The organism is Streptomyces sp. NPDC007983, from assembly GCF_042958345.1.
Classification (GTDB): Bacteria; Actinomycetota; Actinomycetes; order Streptomycetales; family Streptomycetaceae; genus Streptomyces.
The window spans coordinates 176,865-196,751 of sequence record NZ_JBIBJI010000004.1 but is presented as its reverse complement, the minus strand read 5'-3'; the positions used below and the strand labels follow the sequence as shown (position 1 = coordinate 196,751).

Annotated in this window: 15 protein-coding genes; all 15 read left to right on the top strand. The window is 70.1% G+C overall.

The annotated features are described in order from the left end of the window. Positions 1-183 precede the first annotated feature (183 nt). Positions 184-1,023 carry a patatin-like phospholipase family protein gene (locus tag ACFZCY_RS14500; RefSeq protein WP_391172468.1) on the top strand — a complete coding sequence of 280 codons (840 nt, stop codon included), beginning with the start codon at positions 184-186 and terminating at the stop codon, positions 1,021-1,023. Positions 1,024-1,534: 511 nt separating this feature from the next. After that, on the top strand, positions 1,535-2,254 hold the full coding sequence (locus ACFZCY_RS14495) for an alpha/beta fold hydrolase (RefSeq protein ID WP_391172467.1): 720 nt from the start codon (positions 1,535-1,537) through the stop codon (positions 2,252-2,254). A 28-nt stretch (positions 2,255-2,282) separates the two neighbouring features. Then, complete coding sequence (locus tag ACFZCY_RS14490) at positions 2,283-3,110, top strand: isocitrate lyase/phosphoenolpyruvate mutase family protein (protein WP_391172465.1); 828 nt, start codon at positions 2,283-2,285, stop codon at positions 3,108-3,110. After that, the gene (locus tag ACFZCY_RS14485; protein ID WP_391172463.1) at positions 3,107-3,997 is read left to right on the top strand and encodes a 3-oxoacyl-ACP synthase; all 891 of its coding nucleotides are present in this window, start codon (positions 3,107-3,109) and stop codon (positions 3,995-3,997) included. Before ACFZCY_RS14490 ends, ACFZCY_RS14485 begins: the two co-directional genes overlap by 4 nt. A 30-nt stretch (positions 3,998-4,027) precedes the next feature. Then, complete coding sequence (locus ACFZCY_RS14480) at positions 4,028-6,217, top strand: iron-containing redox enzyme family protein (protein WP_391172461.1); 2,190 nt, start codon at positions 4,028-4,030, stop codon at positions 6,215-6,217. Continuing rightward, a complete protein-coding gene (locus ACFZCY_RS14475; RefSeq protein WP_391172459.1) occupies positions 6,217-7,398 on the top strand; it encodes an acyl-CoA dehydrogenase family protein in 1,182 nt (393 codons plus the stop codon). The genes ACFZCY_RS14480 and ACFZCY_RS14475 overlap by 1 nt, the downstream gene beginning before the upstream one ends. Next, positions 7,395-8,504, top strand: coding sequence for a cytochrome P450 (locus ACFZCY_RS14470; protein WP_391172457.1), 1,110 nt, complete (start codon positions 7,395-7,397; stop codon positions 8,502-8,504). The genes ACFZCY_RS14475 and ACFZCY_RS14470 overlap by 4 nt, the downstream gene beginning before the upstream one ends. A 73-nt stretch (positions 8,505-8,577) precedes the next feature. Continuing rightward, on the top strand, positions 8,578-9,879 hold the full coding sequence (locus ACFZCY_RS14465; RefSeq protein ID WP_391172455.1) for a SidA/IucD/PvdA family monooxygenase: 1,302 nt from the start codon (positions 8,578-8,580) through the stop codon (positions 9,877-9,879). Between the two features lie 2 nt (positions 9,880-9,881). After that, positions 9,882-10,949, top strand: a complete 1,068-nt coding sequence (locus ACFZCY_RS14460; RefSeq protein WP_391172453.1) for an FAD-dependent oxidoreductase — start codon at positions 9,882-9,884, stop codon at positions 10,947-10,949. Next, positions 10,946-13,195 carry a class I tRNA ligase family protein gene (locus tag ACFZCY_RS14455; protein WP_391172451.1) on the top strand — a complete coding sequence of 750 codons (2,250 nt, stop codon included), beginning with the start codon at positions 10,946-10,948 and terminating at the stop codon, positions 13,193-13,195. Before ACFZCY_RS14460 ends, ACFZCY_RS14455 begins: the two co-directional genes overlap by 4 nt. After that, complete coding sequence (locus tag ACFZCY_RS14450; protein WP_391172449.1) at positions 13,192-16,503, top strand: amino acid adenylation domain-containing protein; 3,312 nt, start codon at positions 13,192-13,194, stop codon at positions 16,501-16,503. The genes ACFZCY_RS14455 and ACFZCY_RS14450 overlap by 4 nt, the downstream gene beginning before the upstream one ends. Further along, positions 16,500-17,999, top strand: a complete 1,500-nt coding sequence (locus ACFZCY_RS14445) for an AMP-binding protein (protein WP_391172447.1) — start codon at positions 16,500-16,502, stop codon at positions 17,997-17,999. Before ACFZCY_RS14450 ends, ACFZCY_RS14445 begins: the two co-directional genes overlap by 4 nt. Further along, complete coding sequence (locus tag ACFZCY_RS14440; protein ID WP_391172445.1) at positions 17,992-18,249, top strand: phosphopantetheine-binding protein; 258 nt, start codon at positions 17,992-17,994, stop codon at positions 18,247-18,249. Before ACFZCY_RS14445 ends, ACFZCY_RS14440 begins: the two co-directional genes overlap by 8 nt. A gap of 1 nt (position 18,250) precedes the next feature. Then, positions 18,251-18,847: a GNAT family N-acetyltransferase gene (locus ACFZCY_RS14435; protein WP_391172443.1), complete on the top strand. Its 597-nt coding sequence runs from the start codon at positions 18,251-18,253 to the stop codon at positions 18,845-18,847. After that, positions 18,844-19,872 carry a C45 family autoproteolytic acyltransferase/hydolase gene (locus tag ACFZCY_RS14430; protein WP_391172440.1) on the top strand — a complete coding sequence of 343 codons (1,029 nt, stop codon included), beginning with the start codon at positions 18,844-18,846 and terminating at the stop codon, positions 19,870-19,872. Before ACFZCY_RS14435 ends, ACFZCY_RS14430 begins: the two co-directional genes overlap by 4 nt. Positions 19,873-19,887 lie beyond the last annotated feature (15 nt).

The following is a 19,887-nucleotide window of genomic DNA, read 5'->3' as shown; positions in this document are numbered from 1 at the left end:
CTGTGCGGAGCGAATCCCGGCGCAAGAAATAATGTGCCAAGCACGTGACTGGTCTGACCCTCGGCGCCACGGCGTCAAGGTCCGGGTACGGGGCGGGCCGTGAAGGTTCAGAGGTGCGGTCCGGTGTGGCGGGGAGGGTGCCGAGGAGCCGGACTTCTTGTGGCCTGGACGTATCATCGGCAGATGATCCGACGTGGGCTGGTACTCGGCAGCGGTGGTGTGGCGGGAATCGCGTGGCAGACGGGCCTGTTGGCCGGCCTTCTCGAGGGGAACGTCGACGTCCTGGACGCGGACGTGATCGTCGGTACGTCGGCGGGGGCGACGGTGGCCGCGCAGATCACCAGTGGCACTCCGCTCAGGGAATTACTCGACCGCCAGGTCGATCCAGCGCTCCAGGCACCTGAACTGCTGTCCGTCCTCGACACCGAGGAGCGGATGGACCTGTTTCTCGAAGCCCACGATGGCGCCGCGGACGCCCTTGACGTACGACGCCGGATCGGCGCCATGGCGCTGGCGGCGCCGACCGTCGCGGAAGCCGAGCGGCGGGCGGTGATCGAGGCCCGGCTGCCCTCGCACTGCTGGCCGCGGTCGGAGTTGAAGATCGTGGCGGTGGACGCGGAAACCGGGGCGGAGCGGGTGTTCGACTCGGCTGCGGGCGTTGACCTCGTGGACGCGGTGGCGGCGAGCTGTGCGGCGCCAGGAGCCTGGCCGCCGGTCGCGATCGACGGGAGGCGCTACATCGACGGCGAGATCCGCACAAGGGAGAACGCCGACCTCGCCGCGGGGTGCGACCAGATCCTTGTGCTTCAGGTCATGGCCGTTCCCGGCAACACCGACCTCGACGATCAGGTCGCCGTGTTGCGTGAGCGAGGATCGGAAGTCTCGGTGATCCGCCCGGACGACGTCGCGGCATCGGCGATCGGCCCGGATCTGCTCGACCCCTCGGTGCGGGAGTCCGCTGCCCGTGCCGGCCACGCCCAGGGCCTGGCCGCGGCGTTGGCAGTGGCCGGTTTCTGGCGCTAGTCAGCACCGGTGGCGGCGGTGGCCCGGTCGCGGGCCGCTGTCCGCGTCACCCTTGGCGTCCTCCGCTTCGGTCAAGTGCTGTATTCGGCCAGCGAAGTGGCCGACGTATGGGTGTTACTGAATCATGGTGAGGAGTGCGGACCACGCCCGCCGGGACGGGGGCCGGTCGGCCGTGGCGGTCGCCCGCCCCGATCGAGCCGTCGGTGGCTTGGATTTCCCGGCCTCGCGCCGCTTGGCAGGACCGAATCCCCGGCTTTTCAATCATGGCTGAATCTCTGCAGCCAGAAAACTGTGACGCTTTGGCCATGGCTGGATTCATGATCGCCATACTTCTTCGAAGATTTACGGGACGGGTTACTCAGGCTTGACAAGTGCATGACGTAGCAAACAATATGATCAGCGTGCTAGTTGATCTCCTCATCAGCTGCCGTCGACATGTAGGGGTTTGCGCGAGTTCACCATCCGCTTGGTGACCCTGTCTGCCTGGAGTCGATATAAGAGGGGAAAGCCGATGGAACCATGGTTCGACATGGCGCGCGCCGTGCCATCGGAGTGGCCCCGTACCTACTGCTTTGCCCATGCGGGTGGCAGGGCGCAGGCGTTCATCGAGTGGCAGGAGGCATTGGCTGGAGTGACCGCCCTGGTCGCGGTCACTCTGCCCGAGCGCACCGAAATCGAGACGGTCTGCGATCAGGTCGCCGAGCGGATCGCCGCGCACCACACCGGTCCGTTTCTGTTGTTCGGCCACAGCCTTGGCGCACTGGTCGCCTTCGAGGTGGGCCGCAGGCTCGGCGATCGCCCCGCGCACCTGATCGCTTCCGGCTGTGTCGCGCCGGCCCTGCACCCCACGGCGCGGATGGTCGAGGTGGCGGGGCTCGACGGACAGAGCCTCACCGAGGCGTTGGCACTCTACGGGGGATTGCGGCCGGAGATCGTTGCCGATCCGGAGCTGCAGGAATTCATCCTGCCCGACGTCCGGGCTGATTTCATCATGGTCTCGGGGTATCGATATCGCCCCGCTCCCGCACTGCCGTTCGGGATCTCGTTGATCAATGGAGCCGATGATCCGCTGGTCCATCGTGATGATCTGGCGGACTGGTCTTCCGAGTGTGTCGTCAAGCCCGAGACGCACTGGTCCGAGGGCGGTCATTTCTATTTCGAGCGACATCCGGAAGCGGTCACCGACGTAATCCGCCGCGTGGTGGAAGAGCTACCCGTCGAACTGATTTAGATCCGGGTGGCGACCGGGAAAGGAAGGCATGATCGACCGACAGAGCAAGGCCGTCGTGTTCGCCGAACTGCACCGAACGGGCCCCTTCGTGGTGCCGAATCCATGGGACGCCGGAACCGCTCGATTGCTCTCCGGCCTCGGCTTCTCCGCGCTCGCCACGACCAGCGCCGGCCTCGCCTTCAGCATGGGCCGCCCCGACGGCGCCCGGCTGGTCGGCAGGGACGAGGCATTGGCCAACGCGAGGTCGATCGTCGAGGCAACTCACCTGCCGGTGACCGCCGACCTGGAGGATGGGTACGGCGACAGCCCTGAGGACGTCGCCGAGACGATCCGGCGGGCCGCCGAGGTGGGTCTGGTCGGCGGGTCGATCGAGGACTCGACAGGCGACACGGGCGAGGGGGTCCGCGCGTTCGGGGACGCGGTCGACCGCGTCGCCGCCGCGGTCGAGGCTGCCCGGGCGCAGCCGTTTCCCTTCACCCTGACCGCCCGGGCCGACAACTTCTTCCGCGGACGCCCGGACCTCCACGACACCATCCGCCGACTGCAGGCGTTCGCCGAGACCGGCGCAGACGTGCTCTACGCGCCGGCGCTCCCGGACCTCGAGGCGGTCAAGGCCGTCTGTTCCTCGCTCGACAAGCCGGTCAACGTGCTCGCCGCCGGTCCCGTTCTCGACCGGTCGGTCGCTGAGTTGGGCGCCCTCGGCGTCTGCCGGATCAGCCTCGGCTCGGCGCTGCCGCGGGTCGCGCTGACCGCGGTGCGCGACGCGGCGGCCGAACTCGCGGGGTCCGGCACATTCGGCTTCGCCAAGTACGCGCTCGGCTACGCCGAATCCAACACTCTCCTGGGCGGCTCATGACTTCTGCTCACCTCACCGCGCCCGCCTACCTGCTCGGCGAGATCGAGCTCGACCACCACGCGATCCCCGGCTTCGACGCGCGCGCTCGCGAGTACGGCATGCAGCCCGACGCGCGGCTGTGGGGCTGGGGCAAGGTCCACCGTACCGAGAAGCCGCTGGAGGACCTGATCGTCGAGACCGGGAAGGCGATCGTCGGCTCCGCGGAAGTGGATTTCCTGGTGCTGTGCTCGACGCGGTTCCCCGGCGACGCGCACACCCACGGCGCTTTCATGGAAACGATCATGAGCGGCCTCGGCCTGGACTGCGCCTTCGTCGGCCTGACCCTCAACCGGTGCACCAATCTGGTGACCGGGCTCGGCGTGGCCGAGGCCTTCGTCCGGTCCGGCATCTACCGCAACGTCCTGGTGATCACCGCGGACCGCTGCGCCACGGAGTCCGCCCGCATGGAGAACTTCGCCCTCTTCAGCGATGGCGCCGCCGGCTGCCTGGTCACCGCGCGGCCGGGCGACTACGAGATCCTGGGCTCGGCCCGAGCACAGGACACCCGGGCACTGGACTGGGGCAACGAAATCAGCGCGGACTTGTCGCGACAGGTCAACGACACCCTCCTCACCCGACACGGACTCACCCCGAGCGATCTGGCCGGCGTGGTGCACAGCAATCTCTTCATCCCGATCGTCGTGATGAAAGAACGCCTGGCCGGCTTCACGCCCGCGCAGCTCGACACCACCAACACCGCCCGGACCGGCCACTGCTTCGCCGCCGACCCGCTGATCAATCTCGTCGACCGCCGCACCGAGCCGGGTGGGCACTACCTGCTCGCCACGAGCGTCCCAGGTTCCCGCGCCGCCATGCTGCTGCACCGTCCCGCCTCTGCCACGAGCTGAACAGCCTGAGGACAGTGTCCGGAGGTTTCCATGTCCGCTTTCGCCTTGCCCGACACGTTCGTCGTAGCGCCCCTGTCCACATCCGAGTTCGATCCGGCCACCGCCGCGACGGCCGACGAGGTGATCGCCGAGGGCCCCGAGGCCGTCTACCGCCGGCTGGTCGGCGACCAGGAGTCCGAGGTGGTGTTCCTCCTCGCCCGCCATGTCCTGAACGGCTTCCTCGGTGCCCCGGGAACGCCGGACGCCCACGAAGCACAAGACGCCCAGGACACCGGTGAGCGGACCGCCGACGGCATCGCCGAACGGACGGCCCGCATGCGCTGCCGCATCACCGAGTTGCTGCGCCCGCTGCGCGATGCCGATCCCCGCGTGCGCGGCGCCGTACTGGCCCAGCGCGCACCGCTGGCACTGATCGGGGGCTGCTGGCTCGACGCCGTCTCCCAGCCGGTCACCCAGCCCGGCCTGGTCGTCAATCAGTTGGTGCGCCACCAGTTCGTCTGGCGCGGCGGCGGCAACCCCCGGCGTGGGCTGCAGCAACTGCGGGGCCAGGCGCTGGAAGCCATGGAGGTGTTCCTGCCGGACGTCATGGCGCCGGACTTCCTGCGCCAGGCGGAAGCCCGGCCCCTCACGGCGTGGCACGGCGCCTACTACCTCGGTCTGGCCAGGATGCCCGCGACGTACCTGCCCGAGGTCGTCGGCACCCACTACGTCATGGCCGCGCTCGGCGTCGATGAGCTGCTGCTCGGTACGCGGCCCATGCTCGCCGAAGCGGATCTGCGGGCCACCCTCGCCGACTACCTCGCGCTCGCCCCGCCGCCGGTCAGGAGCAGGCTGTACGCCGCTGTCGCCCGCACCCTGGCGATGGAAGCGGACCACGCGCGCCTGCTCGCCGGCGTCGCCGAGTGGCATGCGGGTCTCTCCCTGGACGCGCGGGTCGCGCGGATCGTGGCCCGGCACGCACCGTTCGCGGGCAAGCAGCACCGCGACGTCCGCGTCGGCGGCAAGCCGCTCACCGAGCGGTTCCACGACCCCGACTTCGACCTGGCCGGGTTCATCGCCGACTTACGGGCTTCACCCCAGCTGAAGCCCCGTGACGGCGGGTGCCGGTTCCTGCGGGCCATCAAGTTCGGCGGCCCCATGTTCGGCATCTTCGACGCGCACGAGGCGGCGACCTTCCAGCAGTGGGCCGAGGCGATCGCCGCTGGAGACCCGCCCGCCATCGAACTCACCCCGAACACGGCCGGTGACCACCATGCGGATGCGCTCGCAGAGGCGATCGCCGCGCCCCCACCCGAGGTGGAGTTCCGCACCGTCACCCGCGGCGACGACCGCGCGTTCCTGCACCGCCTCGTCAACATCGAGAACTATCCCAACACCCTGGCCGTCGCCCGCTCGAACGCCGAGGAAGGACTCGCCCGCGCCGAGATCCTGTTCGAGCATGGCGGCGACGGCGTCCTCACCGACGCGAGCTGGTTCGAGTACTCGCCCGCGGCGCTGAACGAGCGCGTCGACCGCATCTACTGGGACAAGCTGGTCGACTCGTACCGGCCGCTGAGCGAGATCCCGGACCGCGAGGAGGTGATCTTCGGTCAGAAAACCTTCAGCCTCGGCAGCATGATCGACGGTGCGTGGGCCCACCGGATCGGCGCGACGGGCCGCTACACCCGCCGCAGCGACGGCATGCTCTACTCGATCTACGCCGACGAGATGGGCCGCGGTGACATCACCAAGAACCACATCACCCTGATCTACCAGGTGCTCTCCAGCCTGGGCATCGAGGTGCCGCACATCCGCGACACGGCGTTTCTCGATCAGGACGAACTGCCCGATCACCTCTACGGGTTCTCTCTGTTCCAGCTCAGCCTCGCCCTGTTCCCGGACTCGTTCTACGACGAGATCCTCGGCTACAACCTGGGCATCGAGATGTTCGGGCTCGGCACCATGCGCATGCACGAGATGGAGAAGCTGCGCCGCTACGGATTCGACGTCGCCTACGAGGAGGCGCATCTCTCCATCGACAACCTCTCCGCAGGCCATGCGCGGCAGTCGGCCGAGATCATCATCGCGTATCTGCACGACGTGGCCAAGCTGTCCGGAGCCGACGCGGTGCCGCCGCACTGGCGGCGCGTATGGCGCGGCTATGCCTCGTTCGCGTACTTCATCGAGCACGAACTGGTGGCCGGTCTCGCCCGGCACGAATCGGTCGAGGTGGTCATCTGATGGCCTTGACCGACTCCCCGAGCACCTTCGACACCCGGATCCTCGCGCTGCCCCTGTACGAGGACCACCATCGCGATCTGGCCCAGCGCCTGGGGACGTGGTGTGAGGAGCACCAGGAGCTGCTCGCCGGTGACGGCGAGCCGGAAGCGGCCGGCCCGCGCATCCTGCGCGCGCTCGGCGACGCGGGCTGGCTGGCGTTCCTCGACGGCGGTCCCGATGACTACCGCGCGCTGTGCCTGGCCCGGGAGGCCCTGGCGTACCGCGGGGATCTCGCCGACTACGCGTTCTCCATTCAGGCCCTGGCGGCCACCCCGATCCGCCGTTTCGGGACCGATGATCAGCGCCGCCGGTATCTGCCGGGGCTGGCCGCGGGCACGCTGTGCGGCGCCTTCGCGGTGTCCGAGGAGTCGGCGGGTTCGGATGTCGCCGCGATCGGTCTCGACGCACGCGAGACCGAGGACGGCTGGGTGCTCAACGGCGGCAAGGCGTGGATCGCCAACGCGGGGGTCGCCGACGTGTATACGGTGATCGCCCGCACCGGTCCCGGTCCGGGCGCGCTCGGGCTCACCGCGTTCCTGGTGCCCGCGACCACACCCGGCCTGCGCGTCGAGCCGGTTCCGATGATCGCCCCGCGCGCGTTCGGCCACCTGGTCCTCGACCACTGCCCGCTGCCGCGTGAGGCGTTGCTCGGCGTGCGGGGCGGCGGGTTTCCCGTCGCGATAGAGGTCCTCGACCGGTTCCGGATGACCGTCGGCGCCGCCGCGCTCGGCTTCGCCCGCCGGGCCGCCGACGCGGCGGTGGCCAGGGCGCGGGACCGGCCGATGCTGGGCGGGAAGCTGTTCGACCTGCCCACGGTGCGCGCCGCCTGCGCCGATATGGAGGTCAAGCTGGACGCGGCCGCGCTGCTCGTGGCCCGGTCGGCCTGGGACATCGACCAGGGCGGCCCTCGATACGCCAGGCATTCGGCGGTGGCCAAGCTCTACGCCACCGAGGCCGCGCAGGAGATCGTCGACAGTGCGGTGCAGATCTTCGGCGCGGCCGGGCTGGTACGCGACAGCCTGCTGGAGCGGCTGTACCGGCAGATCCGGTCGCTGCGGATCTACGAGGGGGCGTCGGAAGTGCAGCAGGCGGTCATCGCGTCGGCGATCGATCCGGACCGGACACGTCGAGGGGGATCATGACGCAGCCACTTCCCGCGACGCCCGGTGCGGCGGCCACCCACCCCGATCCGTATCCGTACTACGCCAACCTGGTGGCCCACCGGCCGTTCGGCTACGACACCGGCAGCGGGCTGTGGGTGGCGGCCGGCGCGTCGGCGGTGTCCGAGGTGCTCGCGGACCCGGCCTGCCAGGTCCGGCCGAGTACCGAGCCGGTGCCGGGCGGCATTCTCGGCACCCCCGCCGGTGATGTGTTCGGCGAGCTGGTCCGGATGACCGACGGTGCCCCGCAGGTCCGGCGCAAGCGCGTCCTGCGCATGGCGCTCGACACCGTCGCTGAGGAGCAGGTCGCCGCGCTGGCCGCCGAGCAGGCGGGCCGGGCAGCCGACTGGACGGACCTCCAATTCGGTGTGCCCGGGCGCGTCGTGGCCGCGCTGCTCGGCCTCGACGAGGGCATCTCGGCCGAAGCGGCCCGGCTCATCGGCGATTTCGTCCGGTGCGTTCCCGCCTCGGCCACCGCCGAGGACCAGGCCGCCGCGGCGGCCGCGGCGGCACGGCTGCTGGACCTGCTCGCCCCTCAACTGTGCGCCCGAAGTGGCGGCCTGATCGGCGAGCTGGTCCGCTTGGCCGCCCGCGACGACCGGACAAGGACCGCCGCGCTGCTTGCCAACGTGATCGGCCTGCTGTCGCAGACCTACGAGGCCACGGCGGGCCTGGTCGGCAACACCCTGCTCGCGCTGGCGCGCCACGGACGGCCACCGGAGGACCTGCCGGCCTTCGTCTCCGAGGTGGCCCGGCACGACGCGCCCATCCAGAACACGCGCCGGTTCGTGGCGACCGCGACCACCATCGCCGGCCAGGAGGTCCCGGCGGGTGCGGCGATCCTGCTGCTGCTCGCCGCCGCCAACCGTGACCCGCTGGCCAACCCCGATCCCCACGTGTTCCGTCCCGGCCGGACGGATCCACAGGTCTTCACCTTCGGCCGGGGTGCCCACACGTGTCCCGGCCGTGCCGTGGCCACCGCGATCACCGTCGGCGTGGCCACCGCGGTGACCGCGGTGCCCTCCCACGAGGGCTACCGCCCCTCGCCCAACGCCCGCATCCCCGTCCTGAAAGGGCAGCTCGTATGACCCGAATACGGCTCAGGCCCGAGACGCGCGGCATCGTCATGCAGTCCTCGACCGGAAACGGGGGCGTCGAACTATGACCGACAAACATTTCGGTCTCCTCGGTATCGGTGTCGGTCCGGCCAATCTCAGCCTGGCCGCCCTGCTGTATCCGCACCGGGAGCTGCCCAGTCTGTTCCTCGACCGCAAGGAATCCTTCGGCTGGCACGACGGCCAGCAGATGCCGGGCAGTTCGCTGCAGGTGTCGGTGCTGAAGGATCTCGTCAGCCTGGCTGATCCGACCAGCAAGTTCTCGTTCATGAACTATCTGCACGACCAGGGACGCATCTATCACTTCCTCAACGCCCAGTTCGACGCCGTGCCGCGGCAGGAGTTCCGCAACTACCTGGAGTGGGCGAGCTGGCGCATGAAGAACGTCGTGTTCGGTGAGGAAGTGCGGTCGGTCGATTTCGACGGCGTGTTCCAGGTGCGCACCGACGAGCGGGTACTCACCGCGGACAACATCTCCGTCGGCGTCGGCAGTCAGCCGTGGATTCCGCCGACCGGTCAGCTCTGGAAGGCGCCCAGCCAGTTCCATGTGTGCGACTTCGTCGACAAGGCCGTCGGTCTCGGTGGCAAGCGCGTCGTGGTCGTGGGGGGCGGGCAGTCGGGCGCCGAGGCGTTCCTCGACCTCATCTCCCGTGAGAGGGGCGAACTGCCCAGCCGTGTCTCGTGGTTCTCCCGGCGCCGCAACTTCCTGCCGATCGACGACTCACCGTTCACCAACGACTTCTACATGCCGTGCTATTCGGAGTACTTCTACGGCCTGGAGCGGGCGACCCGTAAACGGATCAGCGAGGAGAACGTCCTCTCCAGCGACGGCATCTCCGAGTCGACGCTGCGCGCGATCTACCAGCGGACCTACCACCACCGGTTCATCGCCCGCTCGCCCGGCCTGATCAGGCTGTACCCGAACCGGGAGATCACCGGGGTGGCCCGGGCCGGTACCGGGTGGGAGCTGACGGCGGTCAACAAGGACGGGCCCGGCGAACCCCAGCACGTGACGACCGACGTGATCATCTGGTCGACCGGTTTCCGCAGCAGACTGCTGGAACTGCTGGCCCCCCTGGCGCACCGGCTCGTCTGCGAGGACGGCGAGTACGAAGTCGACCGCGCCTATGCCCTGCGCTGGGACGGGCCCGAGGACCGCAACATCTTCATCCAGAACGGGGCCCCCGCCCAGCGTGGCCTCGCCGACAAGAATCTGAGCCTGCTGGCGTGGCGGAGCCAGCGCATCGTCGACCGTCTGCGCGGGGTGCAGCGGGAGGAACAGCTCTCCTCCTTCGTCGAGTGGGCGGACGAGGGCAGTGAGGACGGCGGGCTGCGAGAGAGGGTGTGAGGATGGACCTGGGCACCGTTGCGGTGGTCGGCGGGGGCATCATCGGGTCCCTGACGGCCAGGGAGATCGTCCACCGGCACCCGGCGAGCAGGGTGCTGCTCATCGACCGGGACTTCGTGGGCTGCGGCGCCAGCAGGCGTTCGGCCGGGCTGCACTTCCCGCGCGGGAAGAACGAGCGGGTGCGCCGGATGTCGGAACACAGCCAGAGGTTCTACGAGCGGCTCAAGGCCGGCCAGCCCGCGTCGCCGATCCATCCGGTCGGCATGTCGGTGGTGTCGCGGGCCGACCACGGCGACCTGGAGAGGATCTACGCGGACCTGGTCCGCCGCGACGATTCCCCGAGCGAGCTGGACGCCTGCGGCGCCGAGGTCCGTGTGCCGCCGGGTACGTCGGTGTGGGATGTCGGCGGCGCGAACTACGCCGATGTGCACCGTCTGGTCCAGGCGCTGGTCACCGGTCTGCGTCCGCGCGTCGACGTGCGGGAGGCAGTCCGTGTCACCGCGGTCGAACCCGGCGACGCCGGTGTCGGGCTCGCGCTCAGCACGGGCGACCGGCTGTTCGCCGATCGCGTGGTGCTCGCGCCGGGACCGTGGCTGGACGCGCCCGCATGGGCCGATCTGGTCGCGCCGCTGGGTGCCCGCGTCAAGAAGATCGTCGCCCTGCACATCGACCAGCACGTGGACGAGAGCGACCGGGCGGTCGTCTTCCACGACGAGGACGCATTCCTGCTTCCCCTCGCCTACCGAGGGCACTGGCTGTTCAGCTACACGTGCCAGGACTGGGACGTCGACCCCGACGAGGTCGGCGCCGACCTCGTCGAGCACGACGTGGAGCGGGCCCGTGAATGCCTGAGCCGCTACGCGCCGTCGCTCGCGCCGCGCTGCACCTCCGGGCGCGTGTTCTGCGACGCCTTCAGCGCTTCCGGAGAGCCGCTGGTGCGCCGACTCGACCCGGGCGGCCGGGTGGTCTTCGCGGGCGCGGCCAACGGATCCGGCTATCGCCTCGCCCCAGCCATCGCGGCTGAGGCCGTCCAGTTGTTCGACATGAGCGTGAAAGGGAGTTTGCGATGAGGATCGACACCTTCGACCCCGCGGCGCTCAGTGATGCCTTCGGCATCGACATGAGCACGATTGATCTTCCCGGCGTCGTCAATCTGGGTGCGGGCTGGGGCCGGGTGGCGCCGGGCAGGCGCTCCGAGGCGCACCAGCACGACGAGATCGAGATGTTCGTCATCGTGTCGGGCAGCGGCGAGGTCGTGGTGGACGGCGCGCGACATCCGGTGGCGCCGGGCACGGTCATCAAGTTCGACCCGTTCGAGACGCATGTGCTCGACAACACCGGCGATGTCGATGTCGTGTTCGTGACGTGCTACTGGCGTGAGCCCCGGCACGCCGGCGAGGTGGCCGTGCGCACCGGCCGGCGGCGCTTCGCGCAACGGCCCGTGTTCGTCTTCTCCACCCCGCCGACCCCCAACGGCGACCTGCACCTCGGGCATCTGTCCGGTCCGTATCTCGGCGCGGACGCCTTCGTCCGGTTCCAGCGGATGAACGGAGTCCGCGCGTGGCACCTGACCGGCAGCGACGACCACCAGAGCTATGTGATCGCCAAGGCCGAGCAGGATCAGAGCACACCCGAGCAGGTCGCCGCGCACTACGGTGCCGAGATCGCCAGAACGCTCGAGCTGATGGACATCCGGCCCGACCAGTTCACCGTGACCAGTACGGACCCCGAGTACCGTGAGGGCCTGCGCGACTTCTTCGCGGCGCTGGAGGCGTCGGGCAAGGTGACCCGGCAGGAACTGCCCGCGCTCTTCGACCGGGAGACCGGCCAGTACCTCTATGAGGTCGACGTGTCCGGCACCTGCCCCTCCTGCGCGGCCGGGACCAACGGCAACATCTGCGAGGAGTGCGGTGAGCCCAACAACGCCGCCGACCTCGTCGACGCGCGCAGCCGCGTTTCGGGCTCGGTCCGCAGGGGCAGCCTGGCCCGGCTCACCCTGCCGTTGCACGAGTTCCGCGAGGTCGTCGCCGCGCACCACCGACTCGGCCGGTTGCCCGCGCGACTGCGGGAACTGGCCGAGCGGGTGTTCGCACGGAAGACCTTCGAACTGCCGCTGAGTCACGCCTCCCGGTGGGGGGTCGCGCCACGCGGCGTCGACGATCAGGTGATCTGGGTGTGGCCGGAGATGTCGTACGGCTTCCTGCACGGCATCGCCGCACTCGGCGCCCGGATCGGCGAGACGTGGCACGCGGACAAGCCGGAGCAGGACTGGAAGATCGTGCACTTCTTCGGCTACGACAACAGCTTCTACCACTCGATCCTCTACCCGGTGCTGTACCGGCTCGCGTTCCCGGACTGGGAGCCCGACATCGACTACCACGTCAACGAGTTCTATCTGCTGGACAACCAGAAGTTCTCCACCAGCAGGCGGCACGCGGTGTGGGGCAAGGAGATCCTCGCGCGGGAGACCGCGGACGCGGTGCGGTTCTATCTGTCCCGCACCCGCGCGGAGGGGGAGCGCACCAATTTCGACCGGGAGGCCTACCTCGCGACCGTCGGGGACGTGCTGATCGACGGGTGGCAGGGCTGGCTCGACGACCTCGGCCGCCGGCTGCGCACGCACTACGACGGCGTGGTTCCGGACGCCGGTATCTGGACCCCCGAACACACCGCGTTCTACGCCCGGCTCGGCGGACGCCTTGCGGCCGTGACCGCGCACCTCGGGCAGGACGGGTTCTCCCTGCGGGCGGCCACCGCCGAACTGGAGGGCATCGTCACCGACGCGCGGGCGTTCGCCGAGCGCGAGAGGCTGCTCGCCGGCGCGTCCGGATGGCAGTCGGAGAACCGTACGGCGATGGCGCTGGAACTGGCCGCGGCCCGGCTGCTGTCGAGGGTCGCCACGCCGGTCATGCCGCGCTTCGCCGTTCGCCTCGCCGCCCTGCTCGGCGAGGAGGAGGCGGCCTGGCCGTCCACGGTGGACCTGGTACCGGCAGGGACCCGTGTGGACCTCACCGGCCAGGTCTTCTTCGCCGCCGAACCGTCCGCCGCCGAACCGCCCGACTCCGCACCGCGGGAAGCCGCGCCGGACTCGCTGCCCTGGTTCGCCGACATCGTCCGGACCACCCTTGGGCTGCCCGCGGAGGCGGTGGTGGCGGACAGGACGCTGCTGGAGCTGGGCGCCTCCTCGTTGCAGGCGGTCGCGGTGCAGTACCAGATCCTGGAGCGACTGGATCTCGATGTGCCGGTGTCGGAGCTGCTCTCCGAGCAGAACGTGGACGCGCTGAGCCGGAAGCTGGCCCAGGCGGTGGCCGCGTGACCAGTTACCTGACGGTCTTGGAAGAGATCAGCGCCCGTGGCCTGAGCATCGTTACCGCCGGTGAGGATCTGCGGCTCCAGGGGCCGCGCGAGCGCGTGGACGCCGAACTGGTCGGCCGGATCAAGGCCGTCAAGGCCGAGCTCATCGCCCACCTCACCCCGGACCCCGGGTATGCGCTGACCCCGTTGCAGCAGGGCTATCTGGCCGGCCGGGACGAGGTGTTCGAGCTGGGCAACGTGGCCAGCTACGTCTACCACGAGATCGAGGGCCACTGGGACGTCGACCGGCTCGAGGCCGCGCTCAACTCGGTGGTCGCCCGGCACGACTGCCTGCGCACCCGGTTCACGTCGGCGCAGACCCAGGTCCAGGCACCGCGGGTCGAGGTCCGGATCAACCGGGTCGACCTGCGGAACGACGACGGCACCGGCCTGGCCGCGCAACGCGCGCGCTGGACGCACCGGATGCTGCCGACCGACCGGGCGCCGCTCCTGGCGGCCGAGGTGTCGCTGCTGGCCGAGGACAGGATGGTCCTGCACGTCGGTCATGACGGGCTGGTCATGGACGGGATCAGCATGTTCCTGTTCTTCCGCGACTGGTGGGAGCGGTACGGCGGAGAGCGGCAACCGGCCGACGAGGAGGCCTCGTTCCAGGCCTACGTGCCCGGGCTCGAGGCCGCCCGCACCCGCAAGCCCTACGCCCGGTCCAAGGCGTACTGGCTGGAGCGGCTGGACGGCGGAAGCCTGTGGGGGCATCCCGAACTGCCACTGGCGAAGAGCCCGTCCGAGATCACCACACCACGGTTCTCGCAGCGTGTCGTCCGGGTGCCGTCGGCGCGGTGGGCAGCACTCAAGGAGCACGCCGCCGAGGCCGGTATCACCCCGTCCGGCCTGCTGTTCGCCGCGTACGCCGAAACCCTCGCGTGCTGGGGCGCGGGCCGCCGGTTCACCCTGACCACCACGGTGGCCAACCGGCCGCCGATCCACCCGCGCATCCTGGAGTCGATCGGGCAGTACAGCGACCCGATGCTCGTCGCGGTCGAGCTGGACCGCGATGTCCCGTTCGCCGAGCGGGCCAAGGCGGTGCAGGAGCGGCTGCGGACCGACCTCGACAACCGGCACTTCTCCGGAATCGAGGTGCTGCGGGAACTGGGCCTGCGCAGCGGTGGGCAGCCGCGCATGCCCTTCACCTTCAACAGCGCCATCGGCTATCCGCTCGCGGACGTGGACGGCTCCGCGCTGGAGCTGTTCGGACCCGAGGTGTACACGATCAGCCAGACACCGCAGACCTGGCTCAACGTGTTCGCCATGGAGCAGCACGGTGGTGTCGTCGTCCAGCTCGACGGCGTCGACGAACTGTTCCCGGACGGCCTGCTGGACGATCTGGCACAGGGGTACCAGCGCCTGCTCGACCTGCTCACCGACAAGAGCCAGTGGCACCATCACGTGTTCGACCTGCTGCCCGCCGCACAGCGCGAGCGCAGGCACGCCGCGAACGACACCGACCGGCCGCTTCCCCAAGAGCTGCTGCAGCAACCCTTCCTGGCCGCCGCACGGCGCAGTCCGCAAGCCCCCGCGGTGATCACCTCGGCCGGTGAGCTGAGCTATGCCGAGCTGTGCCGGCGGGCCCGCGCCACCGCGGACCGGCTGCGCGCCAACGGAGTCGGCCGCGACACACTCGTCGGCCTCGTGATGGCCCGGGGCTCGGAGCAGATCGTCGGGATCATGGCCACTCTCCTGGCGGGCGCGGCCTATCTGCCGGTCGACGCGGACCTGCCCGCACGCAGGCAGCAGGAACTCCTCGACACCGGAGAGGTGCGCTGCGTCCTCACCAACACCGGCTGGAGCGACCCCGAAGGGCGGCGCACGGTCCTGGCGCTGGACTGCTCCACCGAACCCGACGACACCGCGGCCGACGAGACGGTGGAGGTCCCGGTCTCCGGAGCGGACCCCGACGACCTCGCCTATGTGCTGCCCACCTCGGGCACGACCGGCACGCCGAAGGGCGTCATGGTCAGCCACCGCAGCGTGGCCAACGTCGTCGCGGACTGCACCCGCCGGTTCGGCGTCGGCCCGGGCGACCGGCTGTTCGCGGTCAGCGCGTTCAGCTTCGACCTGTCCGTCTACGACGTGTTCGGCGCGCTGTCCGTCGGTGCCGCGCTCGTGCTGCCCGACCACGACAAGGCCGCGGACCCGGGGCACTGGCTGGAGATGTGCGCGCGGGGCGGGGTCACGGTGTGGAACTCGGTGCCGCAGGTCGTGGCGCTGCTGCACGAACAGGCCCTCGCCGACGGCCTCTCCGCCCTCGCCGAACTGCGCCTGGTGATGATGAGCGGCGACCGCATCCCGCCGGAGCTCCCGGCGGCCCTGCGGACGAGCCTGCCCGGGCTCGACGTCGTCTCGCTCGGCGGGCCGACCGAGACGACGGTCTGGAACGTCGTCCACCCGATCGGCCCGGACGAGGACGGCTCGCGGAACATCCCGTACGGGCGGCCGAACGACAACAACAAGGTGTACGTGCTCGACGAGGACGGACAGGACCTGCCGGACTGGGTGACCGGCGAGATCTTCGCCTCGGGGACCGGCCTGGCCCGCGGGTACTGGAAGGACGAGCGGGCGACCGACGAGAAGTTCTTCGTCGACCGGCGCCGGGGCGTACGGCTCTACCGGACCGGTGACCTCGGCCGCTACCTGCCGTCCGGGGAGATCGACATCCTCGGCCGCGCGGACTTCCAGATCAAGGTCAACGGCTACCGCGTCGAAGCGGGTGAGGTGGAGAGCCGGCTGGTCGCGCTGCCCGGTGTGCGCCAGGCGGTGGTGGCCCGTCGGCCGGGCAGCCGGGGCGACCGGCTGGTCGCGCATCTGGTGCCGAGCGACCAGGATCCGCCGGTGCCGGGCGGCGAGCGGCGCCTGGAGGACGAGTTGCGTACGGCGCTGCGCGGGCAACTGCCCGAATACATGGTTCCGTCCGTTGTGGTGTGGCACGACAGCCTGCCACTGACCGCCAACGGCAAGGTCGACCGATCGCGACTGGCCACGGAGGACCTGCCCGGGGCCGAGACCACCCCGTCCGGCGGCGCCGCGCCGGCGGACGGCATCGAGCGGGAGCTCGCGGAGCTGTGGGCCGGTGTCCTCAAAGTACCCGACGTGGACGTCCTGACCCCGCTGACCGAGGTCGGCGCCGACTCGCTCGCGTCGGCCCGCATCCTGGCCGGTGTGCGCAAGCGCTACAAGGTCACCATCCCGTTGTCGGAGTTGGTCCGGGTGAACACCGTACGGGCGATGGCCGCCCGGATCCAGGAGGCTTCATGAGCGTGATCAACCAGCTGGTCGGCGGCCCACCGCGGCCGGGCAACCGGCTGTCCGTCGCCCGCCTCGGCACGACCGAGTCATGGGATCTCACCGAGGTCTGGGAAGAGGCCGGCCGGGTCGCCGCGTACCTGTCCAACCTCGGCGTCGGGCCGGGGGACCGGATCGGCATCCTCGCGGCGAACTCGCTGGAGTGGGTGCTGCTCGATCTGGCCGCGCTGCGCATCAAGGCGGTGACCGCGGGATTCGACCCCGGAAAGTTCGACGCCTCCGGGGCTGAACTCGCCGACCGCTACGGCCTCACGGTGCTGTTCACCGACCAGGACGAGACCGCCGACCGGGTGCGCCCGATCGCCGACGTGCGCGGGCTCCCACCATCGGAAGCGGACCTGCCCACGGTGGTGTGGGAGCCCGGCGAGGCACCCGCGCTGAAGTTCACCTCGGGCAGCAGCGGCCCGGCCAAGTCGCTGCTGGCGAGCGTCGGAAGCATCGACAGCTCGCTCGCCGGGGTGCAGGAGATGTTCGCACACGGCCCCGGTGACGACATCTTCGTATTCCTGCCGCTTTCGCTGTTGCAGCAGCGGTACTGGGTGTACTCGGCGCTCGTGTTCGGGCACGACGTCACCATCAGCACCTACGAGGCCGCGTTCGCCACGCTGCGCACCGCGCGGCCGACGGTGGTGATGGGCGTGCCCGGCTTCTTCGAGACGGCGCGCGCCCACCTGGAGGCCACGGCCGCCCGCACCGGGGTCTCACCGGCCGAGGCGGCGGTGCGGATGTTCGGCGACCGGATCCGCTATTTGTGGACGGGATCCGCACCGGCGAATCCGGCCACACTGCGCTTCTTCACCGAGGCCGGCCTGCCGATCTTCGAAGGCTACGGGCTCAACGAGACCTGCGTCGTGACGAAGAACCACCCCGGCGCGCACCGGCCCGGCAGCGTCGGCCAAGTCCTGCCGGGCAAGAAGGTCCTCATCGACGTGGACGGCGTGATCAACGTCCACAGCGAGCACCCCGTGGCCACCCGCTACGAGCATGCGGAGCCCGGAGACTCGGAAGCGATGTTCAAGCCCGGGGGCGTCGTGCGCACGGGCGACCTCGGCCACCTCGACGAAGACGGCTATCTGTTCGTGTACGGACGGGCCGACGACGTGATCGTGCTGGACAACGGCAAGAAGATCGTCGTCCGGCCGATCGAGGAACGTCTCAAGGCCTGTCCGGTGATCGAGGACTGCGTCGTGACCAACCCGTCGCAGCGCCAGCTCGTCGCCATCGTCTCGCCTGCGGCGCACCCGGCGAACACCGAGGTGATCGCGGCGGCGCTGCGGGAGGCCAACGCCGCCCTCGACCACGACCAGCGGATCGCCAAGGCCGTCCTGGCGGAGCGGTTCACCGTCGACAACGGGTTGCTCAGCTCCCAGTTCAAGCCCCGCCGCAAGCAGATCGAGGCACGCTACCACCGCCTCGTCATCGACCCCGAGGAGGGAATCCGTGCCTGACACCGTAGAGACGACGGCCCGCGCCGCGCTGGCCGAGGTCCTGCCACAGGACCCGCTGCCGGAGACCATCGACCCCGACGCGGAGTTCGACCACCTCGGCCTCACGTCACTGAACAAGGTGCTGTTCCTGACCGCGGTCTGCGACCGGACCCAGGTCGGCCTGCACCACTTCACCGAGCACGACCTCGCCGCGATGCGCACGCTACGGCAGGTCACCGAGGCGCTGTCCAAGCATGCGGGGGTGAGCTGAGATGAGCTGGTCCGAGCGCGCGGCGACCGTACTGGACGACGGAGTCGTCCGTCTGCGGCCCCTCACCGAAGCCGACCGGGAGCCGATCCGGTCGGTGGCGATGGATCCGGCCATCTGGCGCTACTTCGTGGCCCTGGTCAGCGACGAGGCGTCCTTCAAGACCTTCTTCGACACGATGATCGCCGACCACGGAGCCGGCCGGCGGGTCGTCTTCCACATCACTGATCTGGCCACCGGCCGCACCGCCGGGTCGATGTCCTACGGCAACCTGTCCGAGCCGGACGGCCGGCTGGAGATCGGCTGGTCCTGGCTCGGCCGGGACTTCCGCGGTACCGGGCTCAACCGCCACGCCAAATCGCTGCTGCTGCACAACGCCTTCGAGCGGCTCGGCGCCGAGCGCGTGGAGTTCAAGACCGACCGGCGCAACGAACAGGCCCGCCGCGCCCTGCGCAACATCGGCGCGACCGAGGAGGGAATCCTGCGCAGCTTCAATCCGATGCCGGACGGCACCCGCCGCGACGCCGTGTACTACAGCATCCTGCGCGGCGAATGGCCGTCGGTGCGCGACCGGCTCACGGCCACGGCGGACGCGGCGTGACGACCGCCGCGAAGTTGGCGCACATCGTCGCCCAGGGCGAACCGTACGACCTCGGATTCGCGCACGGCAGCGCGCTGAGGAAGCGGTTGCGCGACTTCCTGGACGACGGCGTCGCCCGGCTCAACCACCTGCTGCCCACGGCCGTTTCGATGGCCGGCCTGGCCGGTGACATCGCCGCCCACCGGGCGGTGATCACCCGGTCGACGCCCCGGCTGGCCGACGAGATCGCCGGGCTCGCGGCCGGTGCCGGGCTGACCCTCGACGAGGCGACGCTGCTGCAGTTGCGCCGCGAGGTCGTGGGCTACCAACGGATCCCCACCAGGGGTGACTGCACCGTCTACGCGCGGCCGGGGGTGCTGGCGCAGACCGTGGACCTGAACGGGAATCTGGACGACCAGATCGCGGTGCTCGACGTCGGCCACGGCGGCCGGAGGGCCCTCGTACTGAGCTTCGCCGGGCTGCTCGGCTACCTGGGCGTCAACTCCTGTGGGCTCGCGGTCGGTCTGAACCTGGTGCTCGGCGGCCGATGGGGTCCGGGGCTGCCGCCGTACCTGGCCATTCGTCACCTGCTGGACACCGCGACCTCGGTGGAGTCGGCCATCGCCACCCTGCGCTCCCTGCCCTTCGCCAGCTCCCGCGCGATCGTGCTCGCCGACGCCACCGGGACCGCCTGCGTGGAGGTCATCGGCGACGAGTACCGTGTGACGAGGGCGCGGGAGTCGGTGCACACCAACCATTTCCTCGACCCGGACTTCGCCGGCCGGGACGAGCTGAACGTCTTCGCGCGCAACTCCTCGCTGCGCCGCTTCGAGACGGCCGCGTCCGGTCTGCGGGCCCTGCCCGCGAACGCGGATCCCGACGAGCACTTTTCGGTGTTGTCCCGGCCGCCGATCTGTGTGGCCGACGACGGCGACATCCGCCGGGAACGCACCGTCGCCGCCGTTGTCCTCGACGCGCGGAACGGAGCACTGCATCTGCGGCCGGGCGATCCCCGGCTGTCGGCAACCCAGTCTTTCGCCCTCTGATCCGTCCCACCGGCT